Raw genomic sequence first — 14,287 nt, forward strand, 5'->3', positions numbered from 1 at the left:
ACATCCTCCCCCTGACGGAAAAATCCGGCCATTTTCAGGCAGCTTTTACCGGATGAACCGCGATTGCGCAATTCATCCGGCAACTTTCTTCAGCTTATGCAGCAAGTTCGCGCAGTGCCGCCGCATCGCGGGCCGAAACATCGGGGTATTGCGGATCGGAACCGACATCCGTCGTGATCCGCCACGAGCGGGCGCATTTGGCGCCTTCCGCAAGCTTCGGCTCGACGCTGACGCCGGCCACCTCGGTGAGACGGAAGGCATCGGCCGGGCCTTCGTTGGCCTCGATGGCGATGCCCGAGGTGATGCAGATCTCCTCGAAGTCCTGGCCATCAAGCGCCTTCAAAAGCTCGGCATCGGCGATGTGGACGACCGGGGCCGCCTCCAGCGAGGAGCCGATGCGCTTGTCCTTGCGCTCGATCTCAAGCGCGCCGGTCACGACCGTGCGCACGGCGCGGATCTTCTTCCACTTTTCGGCGAGCGCCTCGTTCTTCCAGTTCGCCGGGATTTCCGAGAACTGCTCGAGGTGGACGGAGACGGCATCCGGGTTGCGCGACAGCCATGCCTCTTCCGTCGTGAAGGGCAGCATCGGGGCGAGCCAGGTCACCATGCAATCGAAGATATTGCGGATGACATGCAGCGAGGCGCGGCGACGCAGGCTGGAAGGCGCGTCGCAGTAAAGCGCATCCTTGCGAACGTCGAAGTAGAAGGCCGAGAGCTCGACATTGGCGAAATCGATCAGCGCGCGGGCGATCTTCTTGAAGTCGAAGGCGTCGTAGTTTTCACGCACCAGCTGGTCGAGCTCGGCCAGACGATGGAGCATCAGCTGCTCCAGCTCCGGCATCTCGGAGACTTCGAAGGTCTCGCCCTTGTCATGCGCCAATGTGCCGAGCATCCAGCGGATGGTGTTACGCAGCTTTCTATAGGCGTCGACATTGGTCTGGATGATCGTCTTGCCGACGCGCAGGTCGTCGGCGTAGTCGGATGTCATGACCCAGAGGCGCAGGATGTCGGCGCCGGCATCCTTCATGATCTCCTGCGGCGAGGTGACGTTGCCCTTCGACTTCGACATCTTCTCGCCCTTCTCGTCCATGGTGAAGCCATGGGTGAGAACGGCGTTGTAAGGCGCGCGGCCACGGGTGGCGGCCGATTCCAGCAGCGACGAGTGGAACCAGCCGCGATGCTGGTCGGAGCCCTCGAGATAGAGATCGGCCGGCCACTTGAGATCGGGACGGTCTTCCAGCGTAAAGGTGTGGGTCGAGCCACTGTCGAACCAGACATCGAGGATGTCCATGACCTGGGTCCACTTGGCGTGGTCGTGACCGTTGCCGAGGAAGCGATCCTTGGCGCCTTCGGCGAACCAGGCATCGGCACCCTCGACGTCGAAGGCTTCGAGGATGCGATTGTTGACCTCTTCGTCCTGCAGGACGTTGCCGCCCTCATCAGCGAAGACGCAGATCGGAACGCCCCATGCGCGCTGACGCGAAAGCACCCAGTCCGGACGCTGCTCGATCATGGCACGCAGGCGGTTCTGGCCGGCAGCGGGTACAAAACGGGTATCGTCGATGGCGTTCAGAGCACGAGTGCGCAGCGTCGTGCCGTCCTTGAGGTCCTTGTCCATGTAGACGAACCACTGCGGCGTATTGCGGAAGATGATCGGCTTTTTGGAGCGCCAGGAATGCGGATAGGAATGCTTCAGGCGGCCACGGGCGAACAGCGCGTTGCGCTCGATCAGCGTCTTGATGACGCGCTCGTTGGCATCGCCCTTCTTGCCGTTGTCGTCCATGACGCGGGCGCCCTCGAAGCCGGGGGCGTCAGCTGTATAGGTGCCGCTGTCGTCGACCGGGAACGGGATGCGGGTGTCGATACCCTTGGCTTCCAGCTCCTTGGCGGAGGACATCCAGGCCTCGAAGTCCTCGCGGCCATGCGACGGGGCGGTGTGGACGAAGCCGGTACCGGCATCGTCGGTGACGTGGTCGCCGGCAAGCAGCGGTACGTCGAATTCATAGCCGCCGCCGAGGCCCTTGAGCGGGTGGGCGGTCGTGATCGATGCCATCTCGTCGGCAGAGAGGCCGCGCAGGCGCTTGAAGGTGAGCTTGGCCTTCTTTGCGGACTCTTCGGCCAGCGCGTCGGCGAAGATCAGCTTCTCGCCAGACTGCGGGCCGAAGTCGTTTTCAGCAGCCGTGATCTCATAAAGACCGTAGGCGACCTTCGGCGAGTAGGCGATGGCGCGGTTGCCGGGGATCGTCCACGGCGTTGTCGTCCAGATGACGACATGGGCATCGGCCAGCTCGCCGGCGCCTCCCACGACCGGGAACTTCACCCAGATCATATCACTCTCGACGTCGTGGTACTCGACCTCGGCTTCCGCCAGCGCCGTGCGCTCGACCACTGACCACATGATCGGCTTCGAGCCGCGATAGAGCTGGCCGCTCATGGCGATCTTCAAGAGCTCGCCGGCGATGCGGCTTTCGGCGTGGAAGTTCATCGTCAGATACGGATTGTCGAAATCACCCTCGATGCCGAGGCGCTTGAACTCGTCGCCCTGGATCTTGATCCACTTTTCGGCATAGGCGCGGCATTCCTTGCGGAACTCGATCATCGCGTCGGCCTGCTTGAGGTCGGGCTTCGCCTTGCCCTTGGCGCGGTAGTTCTCTTCCTCGATCTTCCACTCGATCGGAAGGCCGTGGCAATCCCAGCCGGGAACATAGTTGGCATCGAAGCCGCGCATCTGGAACGAGCGGTTGATGACGTCCTTCAGGATCTTGTTCAGTGCGTGGCCGATGTGGATGTTGCCGTTGGCATAGGGAGGGCCGTCGTGGAGGACGAATTTCTCGCGGCCGGCGGCGGAGGCGCGCAGCTTCTTGTAGAGACCCATCTCCTGCCAGCGGGCAACCGTTTCCGGCTCCTTCTGCGGCAGGCCGGCGCGCATCGGGAAATCGGTTTCGGGGAGATAGAGGGTCTTGGAGTAATCGATCTTTTCGGCTGTATCGGTCATGTCTGGCAATCGTCTCTTCTAGCGATCGTGCTTTACGCCTCGCAAACGGGCGCAACGGACTTGGAAATATCGTGGTGGCGGAAGCGCTCTGAGGTCGAGCGCCGAAAACCCGGACCTTCCGGCCGCTTAGCGCGCGCGGAAGGCCGGGCCGATAATTCGTATCGTGATCGCCAGCCGGAATGTGTTCATCGCGCCGGTTCATAGGCGCTTTTGGCGGGAAAAGGAAGAGGAGAATTGGTGCAGCTCCGCCCTCTGCTACCGTTGTGCGGCACCGCCGATGCTATATATTGAGACCATAGCAACACAGAGGCTCTTTCGATGGTGAAACGCACCTTTTTCATCAAGGCAATCTGGGACGAGGAGGCCAAGGTCTTCTATTCCGAGAGCGATATCGAAGGGCTCCATATCGAAACGGCCGATATAGACGCGTTCGAGGACATCATCTTCGACAGCGCCATCGACCTGATCATCGCCAATCACATGTCCTCATCCGACCTCGCCGACACGCCGCTGAAAGATCTCGTTCCGGCGATACTCTGGCAACGCCCGACCCCGCATGTCGCGGCGGCCTGAATGGCCGAGGGCTATTACAAGATCGTTTGTGAGATCATTTCCGCCCTCGGCTACGTCTACCTGAAGAACGCCAAGGGATCGCACGAGAAATGGCAGTCGCCGGACACCAGGAAAATGCTTCTTGTGCCGCGCAATCTCCAGAGCCGTCATACGGCCAACGCGATCCTGAAAGACGCCGGTTACAAGGGAAAGTTTTGAGGAGGGCCGCGGCATCACCCGCGACCCTCCCCTCACAACACGCTCAAGCCCGCGCCACGGCCTTGCCCGGCGCCACCGCATTCACCACCACCGCGACGATGATGTTCACCGCCAGCGCCAGCAGCCCGATGTAGACGGTGAACGACGTCTCTCCCATCGTCACCGGCTGCAGGGGCTTCAACCCGTTGATCCAGACCAGCAACGTGCCGCCGAAGAAGCCGACGAACCAGCCGGCGAGCAGGCCCGGAGCGCGGAACCAGTTGGTGTAGAGGCCGAAGACCAGGGCCGGGAGCGTCTGCAGGATCCAGATGCCGCCCAGAAGCTGGAGGTCGAGGGCGAACTGGGTGGGAAGGAAGACGATGACCAGCAGGGCGCCGACCTTGACCACGAGCGAGGTCATCTTCGCGACCTTGGCCTCGCCCGCCGGGTCGACCTCGGGATTGACGTAGGCCTTCCAGAAATTGCGGGTGAAGAGATTGGCGGCGCCGATACTCATCACCGCCGCCGGCACCAGCGCGCCGATGGCGATGGCGGCGAAGGCAAAGCCGGCGAACCAGCTGGGGAAGAGCGTCTGGAACAGTGCCGGCACGACGTCGTTGGCGCTGTCGAGCTTGAGGCCGGCGGCGTGGCCCATGTAGCCGAGCAGGGCCAGGAGGCCGAGCAGCAGCGTATAGGCGGGCAGCAGCACCGCGTTCTTGCGGATGGTGTTTCCGCTGTTGGAGGCGAAGATGCCTGTCAGCGTGTGCGGATACATGAAGGCGGCGAGTGCCGAGCCGAGCGCCAGCGTCGCATAGGCGACATACTGGTTCCCGCCAAGCAACAGGCTGCCGGAGCCCTTGGCCTGGAAGGCGGCGTCGGCGGAGGCGAAGACATTGGCATAGCCGCCGAGCTTCGACGGGATCAGCGCCACGGCGGCGATCACCACGATATAGATCATGATGTCCTTGACGAAGGCGATCAGCGCCGGCGCCCTGAGACCCGCCGAATAGGTGTATAGCGCGAGCACGATGAAGGCGATTGCGAGCGGCACCTCGCCATTCAGGCCGAGCGCCTTCAGCGCCGCCGTCATGCCGACGAGCTGCAGGGCGATATAGGGCATGGTGGCGATGACGCCGGTGGCGGCGACCGCGAGCTCCAGCCCGCGCGAGCCGTACTGGCCGTGGACGACGTCACCGGCCGTGACATAGCCGAAGTCCCGCGCCCGCTTCCAGAGCACCGGCATGACCATGAAGACGAAGGGATAGACGACGATCGTGTAGGGCAGCGCGAAGAAGCCGTAGGCGCCGACGGTATAGACCAGCGCCGGAACGGCGATGACGGTGTAGGCGGTGTAGAAATCGCCGCCGACCAGGAACCATGTGATCCAGGTGCCGAAGGAGCGGCCGCCGAGGCCCCACTCGTCGATATGGGCGAGCGTTTCGGGCTTGCGCCAACGCGAGGCGACGAAGCCCATGACGGTGACGAGGACGAAGAAGAAGAGGAAGACGCTGAGCGCCGTGACGTTGAGATCAGTCGTCATTGCGCATGCTCCGGTAGGCGATCCAGGTCAGGAAGGCGGTGATCGGCACCCAGAGAAGCTGATACCAGTAGAAGAAGGGGAAGCCGAAGAGAACGGGATCGCGGAAATTGTAGAAGGGGACCCAGAGCAGCCCGATATAGGGAATGATGAGCAGCCAGCAGGCCGCCGTTCCAAATCTTTTGTCCATGAGGAGAGTGCCTTTCGCGGGATCCGGCGCAGCTTATCCGCGTCTTATCAGATAGATGACATATGCCAGCCGCGCGGCGCGGCAAGCGTTGGCGCCGCGAAAAAGACACAGTTCGTCGATGGCGGCGGCAGGCACCGCTTTTCCACGATCACGGTTTCGGTGTGGAAGCGAGCTAGGCGAGGCCGCAGAGCTTGCGGTCGAGCGCGCTGATCGGCTGGAGGCCCGAAAGGACCGCCCTCGCCTCTTCCTTGTCGCGGTTCATCTGCTCGACCAGCGGTTCCAGACCATCGAACTTCAGTTCGGGGCGCAGGTAGGAGAAGAAGGAGACGGAACAGATCTGGCCATAGAGGTCGCCGGAGAAATCGAACACATAGGTCTCGAGCAGCGGCGCGCCGTTGTCGGTGACCGTCGGGCGGCGGCCATAGCTCGCCACCGCGTCGTGCATCGTGCCGTCCTCGAAGCGGAAGCGCACGGCATAGATGCCGGGCTTCAGCTCGACCTCGGCCGGAAGGCGCATGTTGGCCGTCGGGAAGCCCAGCTGGCGGCCGAGCTTTTCGCCGCCGATCACCTCGGATTCGACCGTGTAGTGATAGCCGAGCAGGCCGGCGACCTCGCTGACCTCGCCCTCCTTCAGGAGCGCTCGAATGCGGCTCGAGGACACGACGTCGGAATTCTCGTCGCGGAAGGCGTCGATCAGGGTGACGCCGAAACCGTATTTGTTGCCGGCCTCCATGAGGAAGGCCGGCCCCCCTTCGCGGCCGCGGCCGAAATGGAAATCGAAGCCGGTGACGACCTCGGAGGCACGGAGCCAATCCTTCAGGATCGAATGGATGAAATCGTCGGCCGAGCACTGCGAAAAGGCGCGGTCGAAGGGGTATTCGATGACCGCGCCGAAGCCCATGGCCTCCAGGATGCGGGCGCGCAGCGGCGCGGGCGTCAGGCGGAACACCGGCGCCTGCGGATTGAAGACCGTGCGCGGATGCGGCTCGAAGGTCAGCACGAGGGCCGGAACACCGCGCGCCTGCGCGATCTCGAGCGCACGTTCCAGCACCGACTGATGACCGCGATGCACACCGTCGAAATTGCCGATGGCGACCACGCCGCCGTGCAAGTGATCGGGCAAGGGCTCTCGGGTTTCGTTGCGGTGAAAGACGGTCATCGGGCAGACTTTACTGATGCTTCTGGCTTAGACAAGCAGGCTTTGGGCTCGCGGCGCGTTGCGCAAGAGGCTCACGCCAGACGCGGCATCCACCATTTCGGCGTTGCCTTCTCGCGTTCGAGATAGGCGGTGAGGATCGCCTCGTCGGTCTCGCCGTTCAGCGTGTATTCGGCCGCGTGGATGCCGCCGCTGATATAAAGGAGATCGAGGCCGTAATCGAGGGCGCCGCGCACGTCGGTCGGCATGCCGTCGCCGATCGCCAGGATGCGGTCCATCTTGAGGTCGCCGCGGATCTCGCGGGCAACAGAAAGCACGGCGTCATAGATCGGCTTGTGCGGCTTGCCGGCAATGCGGGTCTTGCCGCCGAGCTGATCGTAGTAGGCGGCCATGGCGCCGGCGCAGGGAATCATCTTGTGGCCACGCTCGACGATCAGGTCGGGGTTGGCGCAGATCATCGGGATGTCGCGGGCCTGGAAGGCCTTCAACATGTCGGTGTAATCCTCGGGGGTCTCGGTCTCGTCGTCGAAGAAGCCGGTGCAGACGACGCAATCGGCCTCCTCGGCGGAAACGCGGGTGACGCCGATGCCCTCGATGATGGCGATGTCGCGATCCGGGCCGAGCAGGAAGACCTTCTTCGGGCCCTCGGCGATCAGGCCTCGGGTCACATCGCCGGAGGTGACGATGCGATCATAGGCCTCGTCCTGGATGCCGATGTGGCGGAGCTGATCGACGACCAGCGGCGCGATGCGCGGTGAATTGGTGATCAGGACGACCGTCAGGCCGGCCTCGCGCGCGGCCTGCAGGGCGGCGGCGGCCTTCGGAAAGGGTGAAACGCCGTTGTGCAGCACGCCCCACACATCGCAGAACACCGCGTCATAGTGGCTGGTGATCTCTGCGAAATTCTCGATGCGCTGCGCCATTTCCAAGTCCCGGTTTTCATTCGATGAAGGCTGACATGGCAAAGCCCCGCCTGGATGGCAAGAAATTTTGCGATGCCGGAGTATGAAATTCTTGCGACCCGATGCGCTCCGACGCACCTTCAGAGCAGAAGAGCCGCCCCCTTGATGGCGAGGCCGGCGGCGGCCGATAGCCCCAACACCTTGACCATGCCCATCTTGACGTAAAACAAAAGGATGGACGCGATCACGAAGATCGCCAGCGCCGCTATATCGAGCGTTGCCCATTGCGGCCAGGCGAAGCTGACGACGGGAAGGCCCGCGCCGCGTGACAGAAGCGATATCCGGCCGACTTCGGCGAAGAGCACGTGCAGGCCGAACCAGAGCGAGAGGTTGAGGATGACGCCGACGACGGCGGCGGTTATGGCTGACAGGGCCGCGGTCAGGGCGGCATTGTTGCGCAGCTTCTCGATGTAGGGCGCGCCGGCGAAGATCCAGACGAAGCTTGGCACGAAGGTGGCCCAGGCAACCAGCGCGGCGCCAAGCGCGCCGCCCAGCAGCGGCGCCATGAAGAGCGGGTTGCGGTAGCCGGCGAGGAAGCCGACGAAACAGAGGACGAGCACCAGCGGACCGGGCGTGGTTTCGGCCAGGGCCAGACCATCCAGCATCTCACCCGGCTGCAGCCAGGCATACTGGCCGACGGCGACCTGCGCGACATAGGAGAGAACCGCATAGGCGCCGCCGAAGGTGATGACCGCCATCTTGGAGAAGAAGATGAAGAGCGCGCCGAAGACATTGGTTTCGCCGCTGAGCGTCTCGGCGATCAGATCGGCCGGAGCCTCCAGATTGCGGACGAAAAGCAGCGGCGCCTGCCAGACGAGGATCCAGAAGACGAGAACAAGGAGTGGCCGGGCGACCGTGTGGGTCGTGAAAACGGGCAAGCGGCGTTGCGATGCCCGGGCCTGGACGGCTTCAGCCGGCACTTTGCGGCTGGCGTAGCGGTGCAGCGCGAAGCCTGTGAGGCCGGCGAGGATGACGACGATGGGGAACGGCGCGTTCAGCATGAACAGCGCCAGGAACGATGCAATCGCGATGTAATAGTGCACGCGGGTCTTCAGGGCGCGGCGGGCAAGGCGCAGCAAGGCCTCGACGACGACGGCGAGAACGGCCGCCTTGAGCCCGAAGAACAGGGCGGGAAGCCAGGCGGTTTCCTGGAAGACGGCGTAAAGAGCCGAAAGCCCGAGCATCACGACGAAGCCCGGCAGGATGAAGAGCAGGCCGGCGAGGATGCCGCCGCGCACGCCATGCATCAGCCAGCCGATATAGGTGGCGAGCTGCTGCGCCTCGGGTCCCGGCAGCAGCATGCAGTAGTTCAGTGCGTGCAGGAAGCGGTCCTCGGAGATCCAGCGCTTTTCGTCGACGATGGTGCGGTGCATCAGGGCGATCTGGCCGGCGGGACCGCCGAAGCTCAGACAGCCGATCCTGGCCCAGACACGGACAGCCTCGCCAAGCGGCACCGATGCCACGCTGTCATCCGCCATCACCGCTCCGTCCACGCTCATCAATCCGCCCTCGTTTGCCGACCTGCGCCGGCTGCCCCTGTCGCTCGATATCACCCGCATCGGGGCCGGACAATCCTGGACTGGCCCCGGCCCGACGGCGCGAGCGAGCCGGCGCTGCCCGATCGCATGTCGCAAATTCCGGACACGGGTTTATGACAATGACGGATCACGATGCCGGGGTTGAGAAACGGACATCGCCCTCCCCTTTCGGGCATTAACCATCGGCGCGTTTTCCCGACCGGAAGGCGTGGGCGACAGGTTCACAACTTTGCCATCAAACGGCTATAGAGACGGGGCGTCGGAAAATTACGACCGCTTCCCTTGACTCCCCAGATGGGCGCTCCTAAATGCAGGTCGCTAGCACTCACCAGAGGAGAGTGCTAACACCCATCCGTGTGGGCCATATCGGCCTGCGAGTGTCATTTGATCGAGGGATTAGACAATGGCAAGCACCAACTTCCGCCCCCTTCACGATCGCGTCGTTGTTCGCCGCGTTGAGTCCGAAGAAAAGACCAAGGGCGGCATCATCATTCCTGACACCGCCAAGGAAAAGCCGCAGGAAGGCGAAATCGTCGCCGTCGGCACCGGCGCTCGTGACGAGTCCGGCAAGGTCGTCGCTCTCGACGTCAAGGCTGGCGACCGCGTTCTGTTCGGCAAGTGGTCCGGCACCGAAGTCAAGATCAACGGCGAAGACCTTCTGATCATGAAGGAAGCCGACATCATGGGCATCATCGGCTGATCAGCCGGTTCCCTTCATCGTAATTCGCTGACACCCCTTTTCAGGAGTTCTCAAAATGGCAGCTAAAGAAGTAAAGTTCGGCCGCTCTGCGCGCGAAAAGATGCTGCGCGGCGTCGACATCCTCGCTGACGCAGTGCAGGTAACCCTCGGCCCGAAGGGTCGTAACGTCGTTATCGACAAGTCCTTCGGCGCTCCGCGCATCACCAAGGACGGTGTATCGGTCGCCAAGGAAATCGAACTCGAAGACAAGTTCGAAAACATGGGTGCCCAGATGGTCCGCGAAGTTGCTTCGAAGACCAACGACATCGCCGGCGACGGCACCACGACGGCTACGGTTCTCGCCCGCGCTATCGTTCGCGAAGGCGCCAAGGCAGTTGCCGCCGGCATGAACCCGATGGACCTGAAGCGCGGTATCGACCTCGCTGTCGCGGAAGTCGTCAAGGATCTGCAGGCAAAGGCAAAGAAGATCTCCACCTCGGCTGAAGTCGCCCAGGTCGGCACGATCTCCGCAAACGGCGACAAGCAGGTCGGCGCTGATATCGCCGAAGCCATGCAGAAGGTCGGCAACGAAGGTGTCATCACCGTCGAAGAAGCCAAGACCGCCGAAACCGAACTCGAAGTCGTCGAAGGCATGCAGTTCGACCGCGGCTACCTGTCGCCGTACTTCGTCACCAACCCGGAAAAGATGGTCGCCGACCTCGACGACGCTTACATTCTCCTCCACGAGAAGAAGCTCTCGAACCTGCAGGCGATGCTCCCGGTTCTCGAAGCCGTCGTTCAGACCGGCAAGCCGCTCCTCATCATCGCTGAAGACGTCGAAGGCGAAGCTCTTGCGACCCTCGTCGTCAACAAGCTGCGCGGTGGCCTGAAGATCGCTGCCGTCAAGGCTCCTGGCTTCGGCGATCGCCGCAAGGCCATGCTGGAAGACATCGCCATCCTCACGGGCGGCACCGTCATTTCCGAAGACCTCGGCATCAAGCTCGAATCCGTAACGCTCGACATGCTCGGCCGTTCGAAGAAGGTTTCGATCTCCAAGGAAAACACGACGATCGTCGACGGCGCCGGCTCCAAGTCCGACATCGAAGGCCGCGTTGCGCAGATCAAGGCTCAGATCGAAGAAACCTCTTCCGATTATGACCGCGAAAAGCTGCAGGAACGTCTTGCCAAGCTCGCCGGCGGCGTTGCCGTCATCCGCGTTGGCGGTTCCACGGAAATCGAAGTCAAGGAACGCAAGGACCGCATCGACGACGCTCTGAACGCGACGCGCGCTGCTGTTCAGGAAGGCATCGTACCGGGCGGCGGCGTGGCCCTGCTCCGTTCGTCTTCCAAGATCACCGCAAAGGGCGAGAACGACGATCAGGAAGCTGGCGTCAACATCGTTCGCAAGGCTCTGCAGTCTCTGGTCCGCCAGATCGCTGACAACGCTGGTGACGAAGCTTCGATCGTGGTCGGCAAGATCCTCGAGAAGAACGAAGACAACTTCGGCTACAACGCTCAGACGTCCGAATATGGCGACATGATCGCCATGGGCATCGTCGACCCGGTCAAGGTCGTTCGTACGGCACTGCAGAACGCAGCTTCGGTTGCCTCGCTGCTGATCACGACGGAAGCCATGATCGCCGAACTGCCGAAGAAGGACGCTCCGGCCGGCATGCCTGGCGGCATGGGCGGCATGGGCGGCATGGACATGATGTGATCAGACCATAAGGTCTGATTGCAGCGGGTCCGTGAAAGCCGCCCATACACTTAAAGTGCTTCAGCGCGTCAAGCGCGCTGAAGTGGCGGCATGGACATGATGTGATCAGACCATAAGGTCATCACATCTGAGCCAACCGGTTCAGGTTACGGAAGGGCGGCCCTCGGGTCGCCCTTTTCGTTATGTGATCTGCACTCACATTCGCGCGTCGATTTTTTCAACCGACTGGTGAAACGTATAATCAGGCCAATTGCCGACCAGAGACGACGGCGAGGCTTTCGTGAAGCTTGCTCGGTGGACGATTTTTGCCGGTGCTTCAAACGCCCGAAACAAAAGAGTTTTCGATCCAATGGTTGCCGCCAGCGGCCTGAAAACGCCGCAAGTCCATCAATCGCGCATTATTTAGCAGGCTTTCATCAACCTTTCCGTTATTTTTGCTTATTTTCCGCATGGCGCACACTTGCGAGAGCGCGTGAAAAGCCGTTGCCGTTCCTGCAAAAAAAACTTATAAATTCGCGCTGCGTTCGGCGCTTCGTTCAGACGCTCCTGCCGCCGCACCGCCAACGTCGCTCAGAATTGCATTGACGCATGCACCGAGTTATTTATCCTGAATTAAATTAGAAGTTGCATATTTTGGAAAGGCTGGGCAGAGTGGGCTCAATCAACGGAGCGACCGCTCGGAACGCTATTTTCCACGCACCGAGCATGATGCCCGGCGTCGACTGAATCTGTGATGTTTGCCGGGTGTGCAGCGTGGGAGAACGCTGCGCCCAAACTGGGGAACAATGTGTTTAAGATAACAAAAGCCGCCGCATCCGCACCGCTCATGCGTGGATCGCTGGAACTCAACGACAACAATCCCGACATGCTTGCTCAGCTTTCCATTTCCGAAAGCTGGGTCGGAGACTTTTCCAGCGGCGTGATCCACCTTCAGGAACGAAGCGCCCGGCTTCATGGCCTGACCGTGGCGGAATGCGGCTTGCTCAGCCTGATGCGCTGCTATGATCCGAAGGATCGTGGTCGTATCGTCCAGATTTTCGAACAGGCCGCGGCTCTGTCCTCGTCCTTCTGTTTTTCGACCACGATCATCCTGCCGAACGGCTACCGCCAGCCGATGTTCTGCATGGGGGAATCGAACGGCTACGAAGAGGAAGGCAATGGCAGCATGATCGGCATGTTCATCTTCCCGCGCATCGAGGCCGACGCCGGCAAGGCCGCGGTCCGCCGCCAGTAATATTCGCCGCCATGACAAAAAGCCGGGGCATCGCTCCGGCTTTTGACGTTTTGGGGCCGTGTTGCCGCCGAAGGCTCAGGCCGGGCGCGCCGGGATGTTCAGCCCTTTCTCGCTGGCCGGGCGGGCGATGCAACGCTTCAGCCAGTCCATCACCGCCGGGAACTTGTCGTATTCCAGGAGTTCGCGGCCGCCATAGAAGACGTCGGCGCCGCGCACCCACGGGAATGTGGTGATGTCGGCGATCGTATAGGCGTCACCCATGATCCACTGGCGGTCCTGCAGACGCTCTTCCAGCACACCGAGCAGCCGCCTGGACTCGTCACGGTATCGTTCCACCGGATAGGAATTGTTGGCGACCTTCTCGGCGGCGAACTTATGGAAGTGGCCGAACTGGCCGAACATCGGCCCGATGCCGCCCATCTGAAAGAACACCCACTGGATCGTCTCGTAGCGGCCGGCCGCATCCGGTGGCATGAGCTTGCCGGTCTTCTCGGCGAGGTAGACGAGGATCGCACCGGATTCGAACAGGCCGATCGGCCGGCCGCCGGGGCCATTTGGATCGATGATCGCCGGAATGCGGCCGTTCGGATTGAGCGACAGGAATTCCGGAGACTTCTGATCGTTGGTGCCGAAGGAGATCAGGTGCGGCTCGTAGGGGAGTGCCAGTTCCTCCAGCGCAATCGACACTTTCACGCCGTTCGGCGTCGGCAGCGAATAGAGTTGGATGATATCGGGGTTGCTTGCCGGCCAGCGCTTGGTGATCGGGAATGCGGAAAGATCTGCCATCTGAAGTCTCCATTTGGGGCTAGATGCCGACCATAGAAGAGCGCGCGGTGCACTGGCAAGCCGCCATCATCGTTCACTATTGCTGAACGAAGTGTCAGCTTCCGTCTATCTTTCCATAGATACTAAAAAAGAGGAAAAACAGTGCATACGAGATCGACGAACGTGCCGGGGCACAGCGGTCTCAACTCATTCAACCGGAGACAGTTCCATGTCCAATAGCCAGAACGTCGTCATTCTCGTCGCCCGCATCCTCCTCTCCTTCATCTTCATCTATTCCGGCTTCGGCAAGCTGACCGACCCGACCGGCACCGCCGGCATGATCACCGGCGCCGGCCTGCCCGCCGCCACCGCGCTTGCCTACCTCGCCGGCCTGTTCGAACTCGTCACCGGTCTTGCCGTTCTCGTCGGCTTCCAGACGAAGATCGTCGGCTGGGCACTGGCCGCGTTCTGCGTCTTCACCGGCGCTGTGTTCCACTCCGGCACCGTTGCCGTTCCCGGCTGGCCGGATGCCGCTCTCGGCTGGATCAACGCTCTCAACGGCATCATGCTGATGAAGAACGTCACGCTTGCCGGCGCCTACATCCTGCTCGCCACCTTCGGCCCGGGCCTCTACTCGATCGACGCGCGCCGCGGCGCCCTGCCGGCTGCCGCATAATCGGCGCCACTTAAGCCTCCCAAGCATGAAAAGCCCGCCGTCAGTGCATCTGGCGGCGGGCTTTTTCGTGAGCAATCACGACGATAGA

At 62.0% G+C, this 14,287-nt stretch carries 13 protein-coding genes; 6 read left to right on the top strand and 7 right to left on the bottom strand.

Going from position 1 to position 14,287, the window contains the following annotated elements; all coding sequences use genetic code 11:
• Nucleotides 1–94: 94 nt before the first annotated feature.
• Nucleotides 95–2,995: an isoleucine--tRNA ligase gene (gene ileS / locus P3R82_RS21625; RefSeq protein ID WP_283195280.1), complete on the bottom strand. Its 2,901-nt coding sequence runs from the start codon at nucleotides 2,993–2,995 to the stop codon at nucleotides 95–97.
• A gap of 318 nt (nucleotides 2,996–3,313) precedes the next feature.
• Here ileS and P3R82_RS21630 point away from each other — a divergent pair, with 318 nt between their 5' ends.
• Together P3R82_RS21630 and P3R82_RS21635 are read left to right on the top strand one after the other, a co-directional pair.
• Nucleotides 3,314–3,568, top strand: a complete 255-nt coding sequence (locus P3R82_RS21630) for a DUF1902 domain-containing protein (protein ID WP_037186714.1) — start codon at nucleotides 3,314–3,316, stop codon at nucleotides 3,566–3,568.
• Nucleotides 3,569–3,766 carry a type II toxin-antitoxin system HicA family toxin gene (locus P3R82_RS21635; RefSeq protein ID WP_283195281.1) on the top strand — a complete coding sequence of 66 codons (198 nt, stop codon included), beginning with the start codon at nucleotides 3,569–3,571 and terminating at the stop codon, nucleotides 3,764–3,766.
• Between the two features lie 43 nt (nucleotides 3,767–3,809).
• Here P3R82_RS21635 and P3R82_RS21640 read toward each other — a convergent pair whose 3' ends face one another.
• The 5 genes from P3R82_RS21640 to chrA form a co-directional block, all read right to left on the bottom strand.
• Complete coding sequence (locus tag P3R82_RS21640; RefSeq protein WP_283195282.1) at nucleotides 3,810–5,285, bottom strand: monocarboxylate uptake permease MctP; 1,476 nt, start codon at nucleotides 5,283–5,285, stop codon at nucleotides 3,810–3,812.
• Nucleotides 5,275–5,472: a DUF3311 domain-containing protein gene (locus P3R82_RS21645; RefSeq protein ID WP_183901892.1), complete on the bottom strand. Its 198-nt coding sequence runs from the start codon at nucleotides 5,470–5,472 to the stop codon at nucleotides 5,275–5,277. Before P3R82_RS21645 ends, P3R82_RS21640 begins: the two co-directional genes overlap by 11 nt.
• Nucleotides 5,473–5,644: 172 nt before the next feature.
• The gene (locus P3R82_RS21650; RefSeq protein ID WP_283196399.1) at nucleotides 5,645–6,649 is read right to left on the bottom strand and encodes a bifunctional riboflavin kinase/FAD synthetase; all 1,005 of its coding nucleotides are present in this window, start codon (nucleotides 6,647–6,649) and stop codon (nucleotides 5,645–5,647) included.
• Between the two features lie 53 nt (nucleotides 6,650–6,702).
• The gene (locus P3R82_RS21655) at nucleotides 6,703–7,551 is read right to left on the bottom strand and encodes a TIGR01459 family HAD-type hydrolase (RefSeq protein WP_283195283.1); all 849 of its coding nucleotides are present in this window, start codon (nucleotides 7,549–7,551) and stop codon (nucleotides 6,703–6,705) included.
• A gap of 119 nt (nucleotides 7,552–7,670) precedes the next feature.
• On the bottom strand, nucleotides 7,671–9,089 hold the full coding sequence (chrA, locus tag P3R82_RS21660; RefSeq protein ID WP_283195284.1) for a chromate efflux transporter: 1,419 nt from the start codon (nucleotides 9,087–9,089) through the stop codon (nucleotides 7,671–7,673).
• Between the two features lie 442 nt (nucleotides 9,090–9,531).
• Between chrA and groES the strand changes: the two genes are divergently transcribed.
• The 3 genes from groES (at nucleotide 9,532) to P3R82_RS21675 (ending at nucleotide 12,758) form a co-directional block, all read left to right on the top strand.
• Nucleotides 9,532–9,828 (top strand): co-chaperone GroES, encoded by a 297-nt coding sequence (gene groES, locus P3R82_RS21665; protein WP_018898571.1) that lies wholly within the window; start codon nucleotides 9,532–9,534, stop codon nucleotides 9,826–9,828.
• A 55-nt stretch (nucleotides 9,829–9,883) separates the two neighbouring features.
• A complete protein-coding gene (gene groL / locus P3R82_RS21670; RefSeq protein WP_283195285.1) occupies nucleotides 9,884–11,524 on the top strand; it encodes a chaperonin GroEL in 1,641 nt (546 codons plus the stop codon).
• Between the two features lie 787 nt (nucleotides 11,525–12,311).
• On the top strand, nucleotides 12,312–12,758 hold the full coding sequence (locus P3R82_RS21675) for a hypothetical protein (RefSeq protein ID WP_283195286.1): 447 nt from the start codon (nucleotides 12,312–12,314) through the stop codon (nucleotides 12,756–12,758).
• 75 nt (nucleotides 12,759–12,833) lie between these two features.
• Here the strand turns inward: P3R82_RS21675 and P3R82_RS21680 are convergent, their stop codons facing one another.
• Nucleotides 12,834–13,544 carry a glutathione binding-like protein gene (locus P3R82_RS21680; protein ID WP_183901887.1) on the bottom strand — a complete coding sequence of 237 codons (711 nt, stop codon included), beginning with the start codon at nucleotides 13,542–13,544 and terminating at the stop codon, nucleotides 12,834–12,836.
• A gap of 208 nt (nucleotides 13,545–13,752) precedes the next feature.
• Between P3R82_RS21680 and P3R82_RS21685 the strand changes: the two genes are divergently transcribed.
• Nucleotides 13,753–14,199 carry a DoxX family protein gene (locus P3R82_RS21685; protein WP_183901886.1) on the top strand — a complete coding sequence of 149 codons (447 nt, stop codon included), beginning with the start codon at nucleotides 13,753–13,755 and terminating at the stop codon, nucleotides 14,197–14,199.
• Nucleotides 14,200–14,287: the final 88 nt, after the last annotated feature.

Source organism: Rhizobium sp. AN80A (assembly GCF_030053015.1).
Classification (GTDB): domain Bacteria; phylum Pseudomonadota; class Alphaproteobacteria; order Rhizobiales; family Rhizobiaceae; genus Rhizobium; species Rhizobium metallidurans.

Bases quoted from the DNA above. Each gene is read 5' to 3' on its own strand.
- ileS (WP_283195280.1), bottom strand. From the start codon at position 2,995: ATGACCGATACAGCCGAAAAGATCGATTACTCCAAGACCCTCTATCTC.
- P3R82_RS21630 (WP_037186714.1), top strand. From the start codon at position 3,314: ATGGTGAAACGCACCTTTTTCATCAAGGCAATCTGGGACGAGGAGGCC.
- P3R82_RS21635 (WP_283195281.1), top strand. From the start codon at position 3,569: ATGGCCGAGGGCTATTACAAGATCGTTTGTGAGATCATTTCCGCCCTC.
- P3R82_RS21640 (WP_283195282.1), bottom strand. From the start codon at position 5,285: ATGACGACTGATCTCAACGTCACGGCGCTCAGCGTCTTCCTCTTCTTC.
- P3R82_RS21645 (WP_183901892.1), bottom strand. From the start codon at position 5,472: ATGGACAAAAGATTTGGAACGGCGGCCTGCTGGCTGCTCATCATTCCC.
- P3R82_RS21655 (WP_283195283.1), bottom strand. From the start codon at position 7,551: ATGGCGCAGCGCATCGAGAATTTCGCAGAGATCACCAGCCACTATGAC.
- chrA (WP_283195284.1), bottom strand. From the start codon at position 9,089: ATGAGCGTGGACGGAGCGGTGATGGCGGATGACAGCGTGGCATCGGTG.
- groES (WP_018898571.1), top strand. From the start codon at position 9,532: ATGGCAAGCACCAACTTCCGCCCCCTTCACGATCGCGTCGTTGTTCGC.
- groL (WP_283195285.1), top strand. From the start codon at position 9,884: ATGGCAGCTAAAGAAGTAAAGTTCGGCCGCTCTGCGCGCGAAAAGATG.
- P3R82_RS21680 (WP_183901887.1), bottom strand. From the start codon at position 13,544: ATGGCAGATCTTTCCGCATTCCCGATCACCAAGCGCTGGCCGGCAAGC.
- P3R82_RS21685 (WP_183901886.1), top strand. From the start codon at position 13,753: ATGTCCAATAGCCAGAACGTCGTCATTCTCGTCGCCCGCATCCTCCTC.